Raw genomic sequence first — 13,026 nt, forward strand, 5'->3', positions numbered from 1 at the left:
GACCGCCTAGCGTAACGCCAACGGCACATGCTTGCTGGCGGCCCTGTGCGTCACAGCGCCGCGCTTTGCATGAGCGCCGGGCCGAACTTGAAGTAGTGGTCCACCAGCAGTGCGGCAAACAGGATCGACAGGTAGATGATCGAGTAGCGGAAGGTCTTCTGCGCCAGTGCGTCCGAATACTTGCGGTACATGCGCCACGCATACGAGAGAAAGCCGAAACCGAGCACCAGCGCCGTCGCCAGGTAGATATAGCCGCTCATGCCGTAGACGAACGGCAGGATGGTCGCGGCGATCATGATGAGCGTGTACAGCAGGATATGCAGCAGCGTGTACTTCTCGCCGTGCGTGATCGGCAGCATCGGCAGGCCGGACTTGGCGTAGTCGGCACGGCGGTACAGCGCGAGCGCCCAGAAGTGTGGTGGCGTCCAGGTAAAGATGATCAGCACCAGAATCCAAGCCTCGGCCGGCACGCTGTTGGCGACGGCCGCCCAGCCCAGCGCCGGCGGCATCGCCCCAGACAGCCCGCCGATCACGATGTTCTGTGGCGTGGCCGGCTTGAGCAGCAAGGTATAGATGATCGCGTAGCCGATGAAGGTGGCGAACGTCAGCCACATCGTCAGGTCGTTGGCGAACACGTGCAGCGTCCACATGCCCGCACCGCCCAGCACCACCGAGAACACCAGGATCTGTCGCGTGCCCAACTCGCCGCTGGCTGAGGGGCGCCAGGCCGTGCGGCGCATCATCGCGTCGATCTTGCGCTCGACCAGGCAGTTGATGGCGAAGGCAGCGCCGGCAAACAGCCAGATGCCGACCGCGCCGCCAATCAGCACCGGCCACGGCACCATGCCCGGGGTGGCCAGGAACATGCCGATCACGGCGCAGAACACGGCAAGCTGCGTGACGCGCGGCTTGGTCAGCGCCGCATACTGCGATGCGGTCGTTCGCCAGCCAGGAAGTTGAGTGGAAGTTGTTGGGGTTGCCACGGTATTCATAAAAAACGGTCAGACAGCTTTCAGACGACGGCAGCCGCCACAGACATCGGCGCCCGCGCTTGTGCGAGCCCAATCAGGTAATGCAGACGCACCATCAGCAATAGCAGCACGGCCGCGCCGCCGTTATGCGCCACGGCAGCCAGGAGCGGCCAGCCCAGCACGATGTTCGAAAGGCCGGTCGCTAATTGGACGGCCAGCACGACGAGCAGCACTGTCGCGACACGGCCGATGCCGCCAATGCGACGAGCGCGCAGGCCCAGCCACGCCAGATAGCTCAGCACAACGATTGCAAACACGCGGTGCGTCCAATGGATGGCGACCAGCGCATCGTGCGAGATGAAATCGCCGCCCGCGGTCTTGCCGAGCTGGCGCCAGAACGTGAAGCCATGCACAAAGTCCATCGGCGGGACCCACTGGCCGTTGCACAGCGGAAAATCTGTACAGGCCAGCACAGCGTAGTTCGTACTGACCCAGCCGCCCAGCGCAATCTGCACAATGAGCAGCACGAGCCCGATGGCCGCTGCCACACGCAATGACGCGCCACGCTCATCCACCACCCGCGGCACATCGTTCTTGCAGCCGAGCCAGATCAGCGCGGCCAGCAGCGACATGCCCAACAGCAAGTGCGTCACCACGATGGCTGGCTGTAGCTTGAGCGTGACCGTCCAGGCGCCAAAGGCGCCCTGCACACACACCAGTGCGAGCACGGCCGTTGCATACCACGGGGATTGCTTCAGTTCCTTGCGCTTGACCCACGCGAGCACCACCAGCGTGATGATCAGAACGCCCAAAGCAAGCGCGAAGTAGCGATGCGTCATCTCGATCCACGCCTTCATCCACGTGACCGGGCCACTCGGCATGGCGGCCTGTGCGGCATGGATGTCGTCACGTGCGTGGAACGGGTTGGACGTGCCGTAGCAGCCCGGCCAATCCGGGCAACCGAGACCCGAATCGGTCAGACGCGTGAAGCTGCCGAACATGATCAGGTCCAGCGTCAGGAAAGCAGTGATCCACACCAGCTTGCGGTACTTGTTGCGATCGCCTTTGACCAGCACGTAGCACAGCGGGATCAGTGCGATCAGGATGCCGATGGAAGCAAGTTGCAGCAGCATGGCTTATCCGATGCGCGAGTACTTCAAGAGCCGTGCCATGTCCCCGCGCACCTTCTTCGGGTCCGGATCTTTCGGGAACTGCATCATCAGGTTGCCAAGCGGATCGACCAGGAAGAGATGATCCGTGGGCGGCGTCTTGCCGTCGCCCAGCCAGTTCTTCGGCAGTTCGGGCGCGCGCAGGAAGCGCACGGCGCCGTAATCGTCGTTGTAGGCTTTGATCAGGCGCGGGTCGATTTCGCCGCGGTCGGTCACAAGCCAGACGGGGACAATGCGGTCTCGGTCGGGGCCCTGACCAATGCGCAGTTGGCGCATGGTGAAAAGCTTGCGCGCGCAGTTGTCGTCGCAGGCGCTGGCATCCACTGACACCATCAGCCATTTGCCCTTCAGGCTGGCGAGTGGCACTTCGGCACCGTGCTCGTCCTGCACCATCAGGCCGGTCGGAATGGGGCGCTGCGGATCGACCAGCGCGCCGTATGCCGCCTTGCCGCCGGCCGGGGTGAAGACGTAATACGCAAGGTACGACGCGATCACCGGCGAGGCGCACACCAGCAGGAGGAACAGCATCATCAAGCGGCCGCGGCGCGTACGCGCGTCGATGCGCGGATCTTCGGACGCCCCGAGTGTGCCGGGCGCGCCGGGTGCGGATTCCTGATTCACCATGTGATTCCCAATACATTCAGCTGCGGCACTAAGCCGCAACGCGAGTTCGTGTTCAAGCGGGCCCGGACGTGCCCGCCAGGCGGCGATAACGCCGCACGCTGTAGAAGACCATTAACCCCAGCACCGCCGCTGCCATCGCAAACCACTGGAATGCGTAGCCGTAATTGCGGTCGGCGCCCAAGTCTGCACGCGGCCAATCGCGCACCAGGCCGTCCTGCGCGTCGGATTGCTGCTGCACCACAAACGGTTGGAGCGGCACGCCGATTTCGCGCGAGAACGCGTCGAGGTCGATATTCTGCCTAAGTCGCTGGCCAACTTCATCCGCGCCATCCTTGCGGCCCAGACTGAAGACCCGGCTGGCATGTGGCACCGCCATCCCTTCGACCTGCACTTCGCCCGCTGGCGTGGTGTATGGCGCGATGCGCGTGCGGTCGGCCGGGTCGCGCGGCAACCAGCCCCGGTTGACCAACACCGCCCGCCCGCCCGCCCCTTCCAGCTTCAGCGGGATGAGCACCTCGAAACCGGGGCGCGATACGTCGTTGGTGACGTGTGGGCGATTCTCCAGCAGCACCGTGTGCGCCACGTCAAACGTTCCACGCAGCAGCACCGGTCGGTACATCACTGAATCTGCCGTCACGGGCTGAGCAGTGATGCGCTGGGCAGGTGCATTTTCCAGCGCCACGATGCGGGCCTGCCGCTCGATGCGCTCGTGCGCACGCGAAAGCTGCCAACGCCCAAGCGAGCACGTGAGCGCGATCAGCGCCACACCCGCCAGCATCGGCACAGGCGCAAACCAACGTCGCATCGGCACGCGCACGGTCATTGCGTGGCCTCGGTGAGATAATGCTCGGCAGCCATTTCCAACCCTTCATCGCCCAACCCGCAGCCCTCCATGCGCATCGTCGTTGCCATTGCGTTTCTGCTGATCCTCGGCAGCCTTGCCTCCGCACTGTTCTTCCTGATGCGGGACAAAGGCCACAGCAACCGCACCGTTCGCTCGTTGATGTTCCGCGTCGGTTTCTCGATCGCGCTGTTCATCTTCATCCTGGTCGCGAACCGGCTGGGGTGGATTCACAGTACTGGCATCCGCTTCGGCCAATAGCCACCGGCAAATCTCTCACGCCAGAAAAACGAAAACGCCGCAGCGGTGTCCCGTCTGCGGCATTGTCTTCGCCGGTCGTCGGCAGAGCTACGGGGCGACGCAGCGCCACCCCAGTCCCATACTGCCTTACAGCCAGTACACCACCACGTACAGACCCAGCCACACCACGTCCACAAAGTGCCAGTACCACGCAGCGCCTTCGAACGCGAAGTGATGCTCCGGCGTGAAGTGGCCCTTGATCACGCGGCCCAGTACCACCGACAGCATGATCGCGCCCATCGTCACGTGGAAGCCGTGGAAGCCCGTCAGCAAGAAGAACGTTGAACCATAGATACCCGAGGTCAGCTTCAGGTTCAGTTCGTGATAGGCGTGGATGTACTCGAACGCCTGGAAGCCCATGAACGTGAAGCCCAGGAGGATCGTCAGCAGCAGGCCCTGGATGACCTGCGCGCGCTTGCCTTCACGCAGCGCATGGTGTGCCCACGTGAGCGTCACGCCGGAGGTCAGCAGCAGCGCCGTGTTGATGGTCGGAATCGGCCACGGACCCATCGTCGTGAATGGCGTCACCGTGCCGGCCGGGCCGGCGTTCGGCCACAGCGCGTTGAAGTCGGGCCACAGCAGCTTGTTGTTCAGATCGCCGAGCCACGGCATGGCAATCGTGCGGGCATAGAACAGCGCGCCGAAGAACGCCGCGAAGAACATCACTTCCGAGAAGATGAACCAGCTCATCGACCAGCGGAACGAGGCATCCACGCGGTCGCCGTACTTGCCGGTCTCGGATTCGGAGATGGCGTCGGCAAACCACGCACGCAGCACAAAGAGGAACCACAGCAGGCCGATCAGGAATGTCCACGGTGCCCACGGCTGAGCATTCACCCATGCAGCGGAGCTCAGCAGCACGATCAGCAGGCCAAGGCTTGCCGTAATCGGATGCCGCGAGGGCCCGGGCACGAAGTAGTACGGAGCGTTTGCTCGATTCGCACTCATCTCTTTTTCTCCAGCTCTATTTTTTTGGGAATCCACTCGATGTTGCCCAGCCCATGCTTCGCGGGCCGTCTCCTCAACCTTCTCAATCCTCAACCGACAACTGCCCGCACGATCAACAGCAGCACAACGATAAACATGACCGCGGCCAGAATGCCCGCGATGATCACGTGCACGGGATTCAACTGCGCCATGTCACGGTCATGATCGCGGCCCTTGCGCACACCGAAGAAGGACCAGAACACCGCCTTCATCGTCTGTGCGAATGATGCGCGTCGCTTGGTCGCTTCCTTCAGTTCGTCCATGTCCTCACGCTCCCTTGTTCGGCATCGCCGGCGCAATGGCCGACGGCGCGTGGATTTCAAAGAAAGTGTAGGACAAGGTGATCGTCTTCACGTCCTTGGGAAGATCCGGATCAATCACAAACACCACCGGCATTTCGCGTGATTCGTTGGCCGTCAGCGTCTGCTGCTTGAAACAAAAACACTCGATCTTCTTGAAGAACTCGGTTGCCTGCTTGGGCGCGTAACTGGGGATGGCCTGAGCCTCGACCGTACGCCCCTCCTTGTTCACCACCTCGTAGACGATCTGGTTGATCTCGCCGGGGTGCACATCCATGCTGTTCTTGACGGGGCGGAAGCGGAACGGCCCTTGGCTGTTCGAATCGAATTCCACCGTGATCGTGCGCGTCTTGTCGACCTGCGAGTTGCGCAGCGCGCCGCCATCTTCATCCCGTGTGTTCAACACGTTGATGTTCGTGAGCTCGCAGATCTTCTTGTACAGCGGCACCATCGCGTAGCCGAAGCCGAACATGATCACGACCACAACGGCCAGCTTGCCGAGCATGGACCGGTTCAGGCCGCGCTCGAATGCTTTGTCGTTTTGTGTCGGGTCCGGCTGTGCCGGTGTCTGGCTCATAGGGGTCTCGCGAAATCTCGGTTCGGCGATCAGCGCGTCGCCTGTCGGGCTAGCCGAACACCACGCGCTTGAAAATCACACCCAAAAAGAAAACCAACGCGATCGTGCCGAGGATGAACCCCAGGCGACGATTGGCAGCGCGTTGCTCGGGCGTTGGGCTTTTTTTTGGATTCGACATCGTTGTCCGGAGGATCGCGGGGCCGGCGCCAGTATCGGCAGCCTGCCCCGCGACACCTGCATTACTTCACGTGCGGCGGTTCTTCAAAGGTGTGGAACGGTGCCGGCGACGGCACGGTCCACTCGAGGCCTTCCGCGCCATCCCACGGCTTGTCGGCAGCCTTCTCGCCACCGCGGTACGACGGCAGCACCACGAAGAAGAAGAAATACACCTGCATCAGGCCGAAGCCCAGGGCACCGATCGACGCCACGGCGTTGAAGTCGGCGAACTGCTGCGGATAGTCGGCATAGCGACGCGGCATGCCAGCCAGGCCCAGGAAGTGCATCGGGAAGAACGTGAGGTTGAAGGTGATCATCGAACCCCAGAAGTGGATCTTGCCGCGCGTCTCGCTGTACATGTAGCCAGACCACTTCGGACCCCAGTAGTAGAAGCCCGCGAACAGCGCGAACAGCGAGCCGGCCACCAGCACGTAGTGGAAGTGCGCCACCACGTAATACGTGTCCTGCAGCTGGATGTCGATCGGGGCCACGGCCAGGATCAGGCCCGTGAAGCCGCCCACCGTGAACACGAAGATGAAGCCGATCGCAAACAGCATGGGCGTCTCGAATGTCATCGAGCCGCGCCACATCGTGGCGACCCAGTTGAAGATCTTCACGCCTGTCGGCACCGCGATCAGCATCGTCGCGTACATGAAGAACAGCTGGCCAGTCACGGGCATGCCGGTCGTGAACATGTGGTGGGCCCACACGATGAACGACAGGATGGCGATGGACGCCGTGGCGTACACCATCGAGCTGTAGCCGAACAGCGGCTTGCGCGCGAACGCCGGCACGATCTGGCTGATGATGCCGAAGGCCGGCAAGATCATGATGTACACCTCGGGGTGCCCGAAGAACCAGAAGATGTGCTGGTACATCACCGGGTCACCGCCGCCGGCAGCCGAGAAGAAGCTCGTGCCGAAGTGGCGATCGGTCAGCACCATGGTGATGGCACCCGCCAGCACCGGCATCACGGCAATCAGCAGGTACGCCGTGATCAGCCACGTCCAGCAGAACATCGGCATCTTCATCAGCGTCATGCCAGGCGCGCGCATGTTCAGGATGGTCACGATGATGTTGATCGCGCCCATGATCGACGATGCACCCATGATGTGGATCGCGAAGATCGCCATGTCCATGCCTGGGCCCATCTGCACCGACAGCGGCGCATAGAGCGTCCAGCCGGCAGCCGTGGCGCCGCCCGGTGCGAAGAACGAGCCCACCAGCAGCAGCGCCGCAGGCGGCAGCAGCCAGAAGCTGAAGTTGTTCATCCGCGCAAACGCCATGTCGGAGGCGCCAACCTGCAGCGGGATCATCCAGTTTGCAAAGCCCACGAAGGCCGGCATGATCGCGCCGAACACCATGATCAGGCCGTGCAGCGTGGTGAACTGGTTGAACAGCTCCGGATGGAAGAACTGCAGGCCGGGCTGGAACAGCTCAAGGCGGATCAGCAGGGCCAGCGTGCCGCCCGAGAGCAGCATCATGAAAGAGAACAGCAGGTACAGCGTACCGATGTCCTTGTGGTTGGTCGCAAACAGCCAACGGCGCCAGCCATGCGGATGGTCGTGCGCGTGGTCGTCTCCATGACCGTGCGCGTGATCTTGCGGGTGCGTAACAGCGGTGCTCATCGAGGAACTCCTAGGGTTCGGTTCGTCACGCAGACGATCAATCAGCCAGCGTTGCGGTCTTCGGCCGCGTTCGCTTGTTGGGACGCCACCTTGCCGGCGGATTCAGTTGCAGCGGTCTTGGCGCCGCCGCCTTCGGGCATCTTGCCTCCGCGCGCATCCTTCACTTGCGTCGGCTGCAGCAGGTCACCCGTGTGGTTACCCCAGTTGTTGCGCTCGTAAGTGATGACCGAGGCGATTTCCACATCGTTGAGTGCCGAAGCCCAGGGCGGCATCGCATTCTTGCCATGCAGGACGATATTCACGTGGTCAGCCAGCGGACCATTCGCGATCTTCGAACCATCGAGCGCCGGGAACGGACCGCCGCCCTTGCCGTTCGGCTGGTGGCAGACCGCGCAGTTGGCGGTGTAGACCTTCTCGCCGCGCGACTTCAGCTCTTCAAGCGTGTAGGTCTTGTTCGGGTCATCGGCCTTGGCGGCCATTTCCTTTTTCTTGCCGTCGACCCACTTGGTGTAGTCGTCCTGCGAAAGCACGCGCACCACGATCGGCATGAAGGCGTGTTCCTTGCCGCACAGTTCGGCGCACTGGCCGCGATACACGCCGACCTTCTCAGCCTTGAACCATGCGTCGCGCACGAAGCCCGGAATCGCATCCTGCTTCACACCAAACGCCGGGATCATCCACGAGTGGATCACGTCGTTGGCGGTGGTCACGATGCGCACCTTGCGATTGACCGGCACGACAAGTTCGTTGTCGACTTCGATCAGGTACGTGTTCGACTTGGGCGCCTGGTTGTTGATCTGGTCACGCGGCGTGGTGAGCGTGGAGAGGAACGAAATGCCCTCGCCTTCGCCCTTCAGGTAGTCGTAACCCCACTTCCACTGGTAGCCGGTGGCCTTGATGGTGAGGTCGGAATTGGTGGTGTCCTTCATTGCGACCACGGCCTTGGTGGCCGGCAGCGCCATCCCGATCACGATCAGGAACGGCACGATGGTCCAGATGATTTCAACCGTGGTGCTTTCGTGGAACGTCGCCGGTTTGTGGCCGACCGACTTACGGTGCTTGAAAATGGAGTAGAACATCACCCCGAATACACCGATGAAGATCACGATACAGATGATCAGCATCATCCAGTGCAGCCAATGGATCTCGGCGGCGATCTTGGTGACCGGAGGCGCGAGATTGAGCTGCCGCACTGCGGGGCCGCCCGGCATGTCTTCCACTGCCAGGGCCGTTTGACTGAGGGCGAGGAGAGAGCCTGCCGCCAGCAAACTTGCCAATGTCTTATTCAACATTTTCATTTTTTATCTACCCAATTGACAGATTCCACTCTGCCCCGGTGCGCGGCTCATGAGACCTGGGTTGGTTGCCCGTGTCCCAAACACCGGGAAAGCTCGTCCGCAAGCTTGCGCCGCCTGACGCTCACCTGCTAGATCACGGGCCGGCCATCTCCAGCTTGACTTGCCCATAATCGGAGGCGTGGCGGGCATAGTACAGCAATGCCCATCCGAGAATCGCGACCTCCAGCCCCGCGTCAGGCAACACCAATCACGCGCGTTGCCAGACAGAAAACCAAGCGATTACGAACGGGGGAATGACGACCAAGGGGGTGGACCAGCCAATCTGGCAGGTTGAAAGCGAGCAGTTTCGCTTCATGAGCCAGTTCTTGCGCGGCGATTCCGAGATGGTGGACGCGCCGCATGCTGGGTGGAGCGCGGTTTCAATGTCGTGCATTGAACCACTCCTGCCTCGGATGCATACCCGAACGGTTCGCCCGTGGCAAAAAACGGGATAGGCCTTTGGGGGGACTGCTGCGACAAACTGGCGCATTATATGGCCGCGATTGACCCCAAACAAGGTAAAGCGCCTTTATGCAAGTCCCGGCTTGACAACGTGGAGCCAATGCCGTTCCCGCATTAAAACCGTTTCAGACGCGCGGTTTGCGACCGATCTGATCGATTGGAATCATCGCCCGGCCCTGCTCGTCCAACGCCTGCCGCTGGGTCGGCGCAAGCTTCCAGGCGTGGCCGTAAACGATTTCGAAGGTGAGCGGAATCAGCCCGTCGGGATTGCGTTGCGCATCGAGTGCGTCGAATAGCCGCTGGCGCCAGCGCGGCGTGTGCAGACCAGCGCCGGCGAGGCTGCGGCCCGCCTCATCCGTCAAACCAGCCATGCCGCCAAGCAAATGCACATCGGCCAGCAGCGCCTGCGGCGTTTCGTAGGTGATCGTGAGCTGCTCCATGTCCATGACGGGCGTGGACCAGCGGCTATGCACCAGCATGTCGCCAATGTCATGCATATCAACAAAGCGCAACGTATGGACGCCCGCGTCGATGCCGGCCAGAGCGCTGCGCAGCTCGCGCAAGGTGTCGGGGCCGAACAGGCTGAACATCAGCAGCCCGCCCTCCGTGGTGATGCGGTGCCATTCCGGAAAGATCGCGTGCGGCGCCGGGTCCCAGTGCAGCGCGAGATTCGACCACAGCAGATCGAATGACGCCCCGGCGAACGGCAGCGCGCGAAAGTCCGCCTGGGCAAAATCAAAGACCGGCCGCTTCTTCAGAAGCCGTCCGAGCCACCCGGCATCGGTGCGCTGCGGGTCGAGTTTCTGCGCCTGCGCCAGCATGGCGGACGACCAGTCGACCCCGCAGATCTGTGCGTCCGGATATTGCACGCGCAGTACCGCCAAGCCTTGTCCCAGGCCGCAGCCCAAATCCAGCGCACGCGTGGGCGTGGCTTTGATGTAGGACAGCCGGTCCTGCATGCGACTGCCGACTTCGCGCAGCAGGAAATCCACGTCGGCGAAACGCGCGGCGCGGCGATCAAAGGCGCGCCGCAAGGCGGCAGGACGAGCAAGAGCGGGATCAGACATCGACAAGACCGGGCGGAATACTGCGGTTGCCAAGTATACCGGCCCGCAGTTTGAGGCGCCGTCCGATAGCGCAGTGGCCGCAAATCGGCTTGGATAGCGGCTTTTTGTATGCACAAACACGCGTTATCGGCATGGTTTCGCGCCGGCTTGCGTCATCTGTTGCCGTGCGCCTGCGCGCTTTGCGGCACGGTGCAGGGCGGCTTGGTGTGTAAGGGCTGCATGGGCGATCTGGCCCCGCAGTTGCACAGGCGGCGCTGCATCCAATGCGCCATTACGCTAGCGGCGCGGCACGCCGCCCGACATTGCCACGCCTGTTTGGCCGGCGCGCCCGACTTTGACGCGACCGTCGTCATTGCCGACTATGGCTGGCCGCTTGACCACCTTGTCACCGGGTTGAAATTTCGGGCGCAATTGCCGTTGGCAGCCTGGCTGGCCGGCCGATTGGGCAACGCACTCGCCGCTGCGCCGGGCGGCTTGCCGGACGTGCTGCTGCCGGTGCCGCTCTCGCCCGCACGCCTGCGCTCGCGCGGCTACAACCAGGCGTGGGAGATTGCCCGCAGGCTGGCGCGCCAATTGGACATTCCCGCCCATGCCAACGCCCTGCACCGTGTGCGCGACAACCCCGCCCAGGCCACGCTGGACCGTGCCGAGCGGCTGACCAACCTGCACGGTGCATTCGTCGTCGCCGAGCCTGCGCGCATCGCGGGGCGCCACGTCGGCGTCGTTGACGATGTGATGACCACCGGCGCAACCCTCGGCGAGATTGCCACGCAACTCAAACGCGCCGGCGCCACCCGCGTCACCAACGTTGTCGCCTTGCGCACACCCTGATTACGTGCTTATGCGACATTGTGTCGCGCCACCTGTGCCAAGCTGTGGCGAGGTGACAACCCTTCCCAATGTGGATAAGCTCGCCGCCGAAATTCCCCGCTGCCGCCCGATCATGTTCAACGTCGTCCTTGTCGAACCCGAAATCCCGCCCAATACGGGCAATGTGATCCGCCTGTGCGCCAACACGGGCGCACAGCTGCATCTGATTGAACCGCTAGGTTTTCCGCTCGAAGATGCCCGCATGCGCCGCGCGGGGCTCGACTATCACGAGTACGCGACGATGCGCGTGCATGCCGATTGGGACGCCTTCCTGCGCGCTGCGCAGCCTGATCCCACGCGCATGTTCGCGCTCACCACGCGCGGCTCGACGCCGTTTGCCAGCATGGCGTTCCAGCCGGGCGACTGGTTTGTCTTCGGGTCGGAAACGCGTGGGTTGTCGGAAGCGCGACGCGAGTGGTTTCCCGCTTCCCAGCGGATTCGCCTGCCGATGCGGCCGGATAACCGCAGCCTGAATCTATCGAACACCGTGGCGGTGGTCGTGTTCGAAGCGTGGCGCCAGAACGGGTTCGCGGGCGGCGCCTGATTCAGACCAGACGCGCCGTTGATTGCGGCGTGACTAACGCGCCGATTCGGATTTGGCGTCGCGCTGCAGTAGACGCTCGACCGCTTTCGCAACAGCAAGCCCTTCGAACAAGACTTCGCAGACGGTAAAGGTGATCGGCATGTCCACGCCCTTGGCGCGAGCCAGGGCGGCCACGGCACGCGCACAGCGCACGCCTTCGGCGACGTGGCCGAGGCTGTGGAGGATGTCGTCGAGCGAGCGGCCCTGCGCAAGCTGCATCCCGACCGTGCGGTTGCGTGACAGATCGCCGGTGGCGGTCAGCAGCAGATCGCCCATGCCGGTCAGCCCCATGAATGTTTCGGGCCGACCGCCCAGCGCCAGGCCAAGGCGCGTCATCTCAGCCAGCCCGCGCGTCACGAGAGCGGCGCGCGCGTTCAACCCCAGGCCCAGGCCATCCGCGGCGCCTGTTGCAATGGCCAGGACGTTCTTGACGGCACCGCCCACTTCCACGCCGACGAGGTCATCGCTTGCGTACACGCGCATCGCGTGATGGTGAAAACCGCGCTGCGTGAGCTTGCACAGCGCCTCGCTGGTCGAAGCGACGGTCATGGCGCACGGCAAACCCTGCGCGACTTCCTTGGCGAAACTCGGCCCAGACAACACACCGACAGCGAGGTCGGTACGGCCCGATGCCTTCAGCACATCGGCGACGATGGCGTGCGGCAGTGCACTGGTTTCGGGGTCGAAACCCTTGCATAGCCAGATCACGTTGCGCACACCGCCGTGCGCGGCAATCGTGCGCGCCAGGTCTGCCAGCCCGGCGACGGGTGAAGCAATGACGGCGAGTCCGTCGTCGCCCGCCGCATGGTCAAGCGCGGCCTGCAAATCAGCAGAAAAATGCAACGACGCCTGCAGCGCCATGCCCGGCAAATACAGTGCGTTGATGTGCGTGGCGGCCATCTGCGCGACGAGGTTCGCGTCGCGCCCCCACAGCACGACGTCGTGCGATTGCGCGGCGTGGCTGGCCAGGGCAGTGCCCCAGGCACCGGCACCCAAAACGGAAATTCGCATGCGCGTATTCAACATCGGTCAGGCAAAAGTCGAGCAACAGGTCGGGCAAAAAAAAAGCCCGCGCAAGCGTGCGGCTGGCGCGGG

Annotated in this window: 16 protein-coding genes; 3 read left to right on the forward strand and 13 right to left on the reverse strand. The window is 63.0% G+C overall.

Annotation, left to right across the window (positions count from 1 at the left end):
• Positions 1 to 50: 50 nt before the first annotated feature.
• The 4 genes from cyoE to BG83_RS0110865 are packed head-to-tail and all read right to left on the reverse strand — an operon-like array spanning position 51 to position 3,587.
• A complete protein-coding gene (gene cyoE, locus BG83_RS0110850; RefSeq protein WP_024976743.1) occupies positions 51 to 992 on the reverse strand; it encodes a heme o synthase in 942 nt (313 codons plus the stop codon).
• Between the two features lie 20 nt (positions 993 to 1,012).
• On the reverse strand, positions 1,013 to 2,104 hold the full coding sequence (locus tag BG83_RS0110855; RefSeq protein WP_024976744.1) for a COX15/CtaA family protein: 1,092 nt from the start codon (positions 2,102 to 2,104) through the stop codon (positions 1,013 to 1,015).
• A 3-nt stretch (positions 2,105 to 2,107) separates the two neighbouring features.
• A complete protein-coding gene (locus BG83_RS0110860; protein WP_024976745.1) occupies positions 2,108 to 2,764 on the reverse strand; it encodes an SCO family protein in 657 nt (218 codons plus the stop codon).
• Between the two features lie 52 nt (positions 2,765 to 2,816).
• Positions 2,817 to 3,587, reverse strand: a complete 771-nt coding sequence (locus BG83_RS0110865; protein ID WP_024976746.1) for an SURF1 family protein — start codon at positions 3,585 to 3,587, stop codon at positions 2,817 to 2,819.
• 69 nt (positions 3,588 to 3,656) lie between these two features.
• On the opposite strand from BG83_RS0110865, the gene BG83_RS0110875 reads away from it, so the two are divergent.
• On the forward strand, positions 3,657 to 3,866 hold the full coding sequence (locus BG83_RS0110875; protein WP_024976747.1) for a twin transmembrane helix small protein: 210 nt from the start codon (positions 3,657 to 3,659) through the stop codon (positions 3,864 to 3,866).
• Positions 3,867 to 3,992: 126 nt separating this feature from the next.
• Here BG83_RS0110875 and BG83_RS0110880 read toward each other — a convergent pair whose 3' ends face one another.
• From BG83_RS0110880 to BG83_RS0110920, 8 genes are all read right to left on the reverse strand, one after another.
• Positions 3,993 to 4,853, reverse strand: a complete 861-nt coding sequence (locus BG83_RS0110880; RefSeq protein ID WP_024976748.1) for a cytochrome c oxidase subunit 3 — start codon at positions 4,851 to 4,853, stop codon at positions 3,993 to 3,995.
• Positions 4,854 to 4,942: 89 nt separating this feature from the next.
• The gene (locus BG83_RS0110885; RefSeq protein WP_024976749.1) at positions 4,943 to 5,155 is read right to left on the reverse strand and encodes a DUF2970 domain-containing protein; all 213 of its coding nucleotides are present in this window, start codon (positions 5,153 to 5,155) and stop codon (positions 4,943 to 4,945) included.
• Between the two features lie 4 nt (positions 5,156 to 5,159).
• Positions 5,160 to 5,768, reverse strand: coding sequence for a cytochrome c oxidase assembly protein (locus BG83_RS0110890; RefSeq protein WP_024976750.1), 609 nt, complete (start codon positions 5,766 to 5,768; stop codon positions 5,160 to 5,162).
• Between the two features lie 49 nt (positions 5,769 to 5,817).
• Positions 5,818 to 5,946: a cytochrome oxidase small assembly protein gene (locus BG83_RS29825; RefSeq protein WP_235193184.1), complete on the reverse strand. Its 129-nt coding sequence runs from the start codon at positions 5,944 to 5,946 to the stop codon at positions 5,818 to 5,820.
• Between the two features lie 61 nt (positions 5,947 to 6,007).
• Positions 6,008 to 7,612 carry a cytochrome c oxidase subunit I gene (ctaD, locus tag BG83_RS0110900; protein ID WP_012761054.1) on the reverse strand — a complete coding sequence of 535 codons (1,605 nt, stop codon included), beginning with the start codon at positions 7,610 to 7,612 and terminating at the stop codon, positions 6,008 to 6,010.
• A 41-nt stretch (positions 7,613 to 7,653) separates the two neighbouring features.
• Positions 7,654 to 8,910 (reverse strand): cytochrome c oxidase subunit II, encoded by a 1,257-nt coding sequence (coxB, locus tag BG83_RS0110905; protein ID WP_024976751.1) that lies wholly within the window; start codon positions 8,908 to 8,910, stop codon positions 7,654 to 7,656.
• Between the two features lie 247 nt (positions 8,911 to 9,157).
• Positions 9,158 to 9,343 (reverse strand): hypothetical protein, encoded by a 186-nt coding sequence (locus BG83_RS28675; RefSeq protein ID WP_080693665.1) that lies wholly within the window; start codon positions 9,341 to 9,343, stop codon positions 9,158 to 9,160.
• Positions 9,344 to 9,536: 193 nt separating this feature from the next.
• Positions 9,537 to 10,478, reverse strand: a complete 942-nt coding sequence (locus BG83_RS0110920) for a methyltransferase domain-containing protein (RefSeq protein WP_024976753.1) — start codon at positions 10,476 to 10,478, stop codon at positions 9,537 to 9,539.
• A 108-nt stretch (positions 10,479 to 10,586) separates the two neighbouring features.
• Between BG83_RS0110920 and BG83_RS0110925 the strand changes: the two genes are divergently transcribed.
• Both BG83_RS0110925 and trmL read left to right on the forward strand, forming a co-directional pair.
• Positions 10,587 to 11,309, forward strand: coding sequence for a ComF family protein (locus BG83_RS0110925; protein WP_024976754.1), 723 nt, complete (start codon positions 10,587 to 10,589; stop codon positions 11,307 to 11,309).
• A gap of 112 nt (positions 11,310 to 11,421) precedes the next feature.
• Positions 11,422 to 11,892, forward strand: coding sequence for a tRNA (uridine(34)/cytosine(34)/5-carboxymethylaminomethyluridine(34)-2'-O)-methyltransferase TrmL (gene trmL, locus BG83_RS0110930; RefSeq protein WP_024976755.1), 471 nt, complete (start codon positions 11,422 to 11,424; stop codon positions 11,890 to 11,892).
• A 33-nt stretch (positions 11,893 to 11,925) separates the two neighbouring features.
• Here trmL and BG83_RS0110935 read toward each other — a convergent pair whose 3' ends face one another.
• On the reverse strand, positions 11,926 to 12,942 hold the full coding sequence (locus BG83_RS0110935; protein WP_024976756.1) for an NAD(P)H-dependent glycerol-3-phosphate dehydrogenase: 1,017 nt from the start codon (positions 12,940 to 12,942) through the stop codon (positions 11,926 to 11,928).
• Positions 12,943 to 13,026: the final 84 nt, after the last annotated feature.

Source organism: Ralstonia pickettii, from assembly GCF_000607165.1.
Lineage (GTDB): Bacteria > Pseudomonadota > Gammaproteobacteria > Burkholderiales > Burkholderiaceae > Ralstonia > Ralstonia holmesii.

What these genes read in the sequence shown, in the direction of transcription:
- BG83_RS0110875 (WP_024976747.1), top strand. Translation starts at nt 3,657, where the DNA reads ATGCGCATCGTCGTTGCCATTGCGTTTCTGCTGATCCTCGGCAGCCTT.
- BG83_RS0110925 (WP_024976754.1), top strand. Translation starts at nt 10,587, where the DNA reads ATGCACAAACACGCGTTATCGGCATGGTTTCGCGCCGGCTTGCGTCAT.
- BG83_RS0110880 (WP_024976748.1), bottom strand. Translation starts at nt 4,853, where the DNA reads ATGAGTGCGAATCGAGCAAACGCTCCGTACTACTTCGTGCCCGGGCCC.
- BG83_RS0110855 (WP_024976744.1), bottom strand. Translation starts at nt 2,104, where the DNA reads ATGCTGCTGCAACTTGCTTCCATCGGCATCCTGATCGCACTGATCCCG.
- BG83_RS0110860 (WP_024976745.1), bottom strand. Translation starts at nt 2,764, where the DNA reads ATGGTGAATCAGGAATCCGCACCCGGCGCGCCCGGCACACTCGGGGCG.
- trmL (WP_024976755.1), top strand. Translation starts at nt 11,422, where the DNA reads ATGTTCAACGTCGTCCTTGTCGAACCCGAAATCCCGCCCAATACGGGC.
- BG83_RS0110890 (WP_024976750.1), bottom strand. Translation starts at nt 5,768, where the DNA reads ATGAGCCAGACACCGGCACAGCCGGACCCGACACAAAACGACAAAGCA.
- BG83_RS0110935 (WP_024976756.1), bottom strand. Translation starts at nt 12,942, where the DNA reads ATGCGAATTTCCGTTTTGGGTGCCGGTGCCTGGGGCACTGCCCTGGCC.
- BG83_RS0110865 (WP_024976746.1), bottom strand. Translation starts at nt 3,587, where the DNA reads ATGACCGTGCGCGTGCCGATGCGACGTTGGTTTGCGCCTGTGCCGATG.
- BG83_RS28675 (WP_080693665.1), bottom strand. Translation starts at nt 9,343, where the DNA reads ATGCACGACATTGAAACCGCGCTCCACCCAGCATGCGGCGCGTCCACC.
- cyoE (WP_024976743.1), bottom strand. Translation starts at nt 992, where the DNA reads ATGAATACCGTGGCAACCCCAACAACTTCCACTCAACTTCCTGGCTGG.
- BG83_RS0110885 (WP_024976749.1), bottom strand. Translation starts at nt 5,155, where the DNA reads ATGGACGAACTGAAGGAAGCGACCAAGCGACGCGCATCATTCGCACAG.
- BG83_RS29825 (WP_235193184.1), bottom strand. Translation starts at nt 5,946, where the DNA reads ATGTCGAATCCAAAAAAAAGCCCAACGCCCGAGCAACGCGCTGCCAAT.
- coxB (WP_024976751.1), bottom strand. Translation starts at nt 8,910, where the DNA reads ATGAAAATGTTGAATAAGACATTGGCAAGTTTGCTGGCGGCAGGCTCT.
- BG83_RS0110920 (WP_024976753.1), bottom strand. Translation starts at nt 10,478, where the DNA reads ATGTCTGATCCCGCTCTTGCTCGTCCTGCCGCCTTGCGGCGCGCCTTT.
- ctaD (WP_012761054.1), bottom strand. Translation starts at nt 7,612, where the DNA reads ATGAGCACCGCTGTTACGCACCCGCAAGATCACGCGCACGGTCATGGA.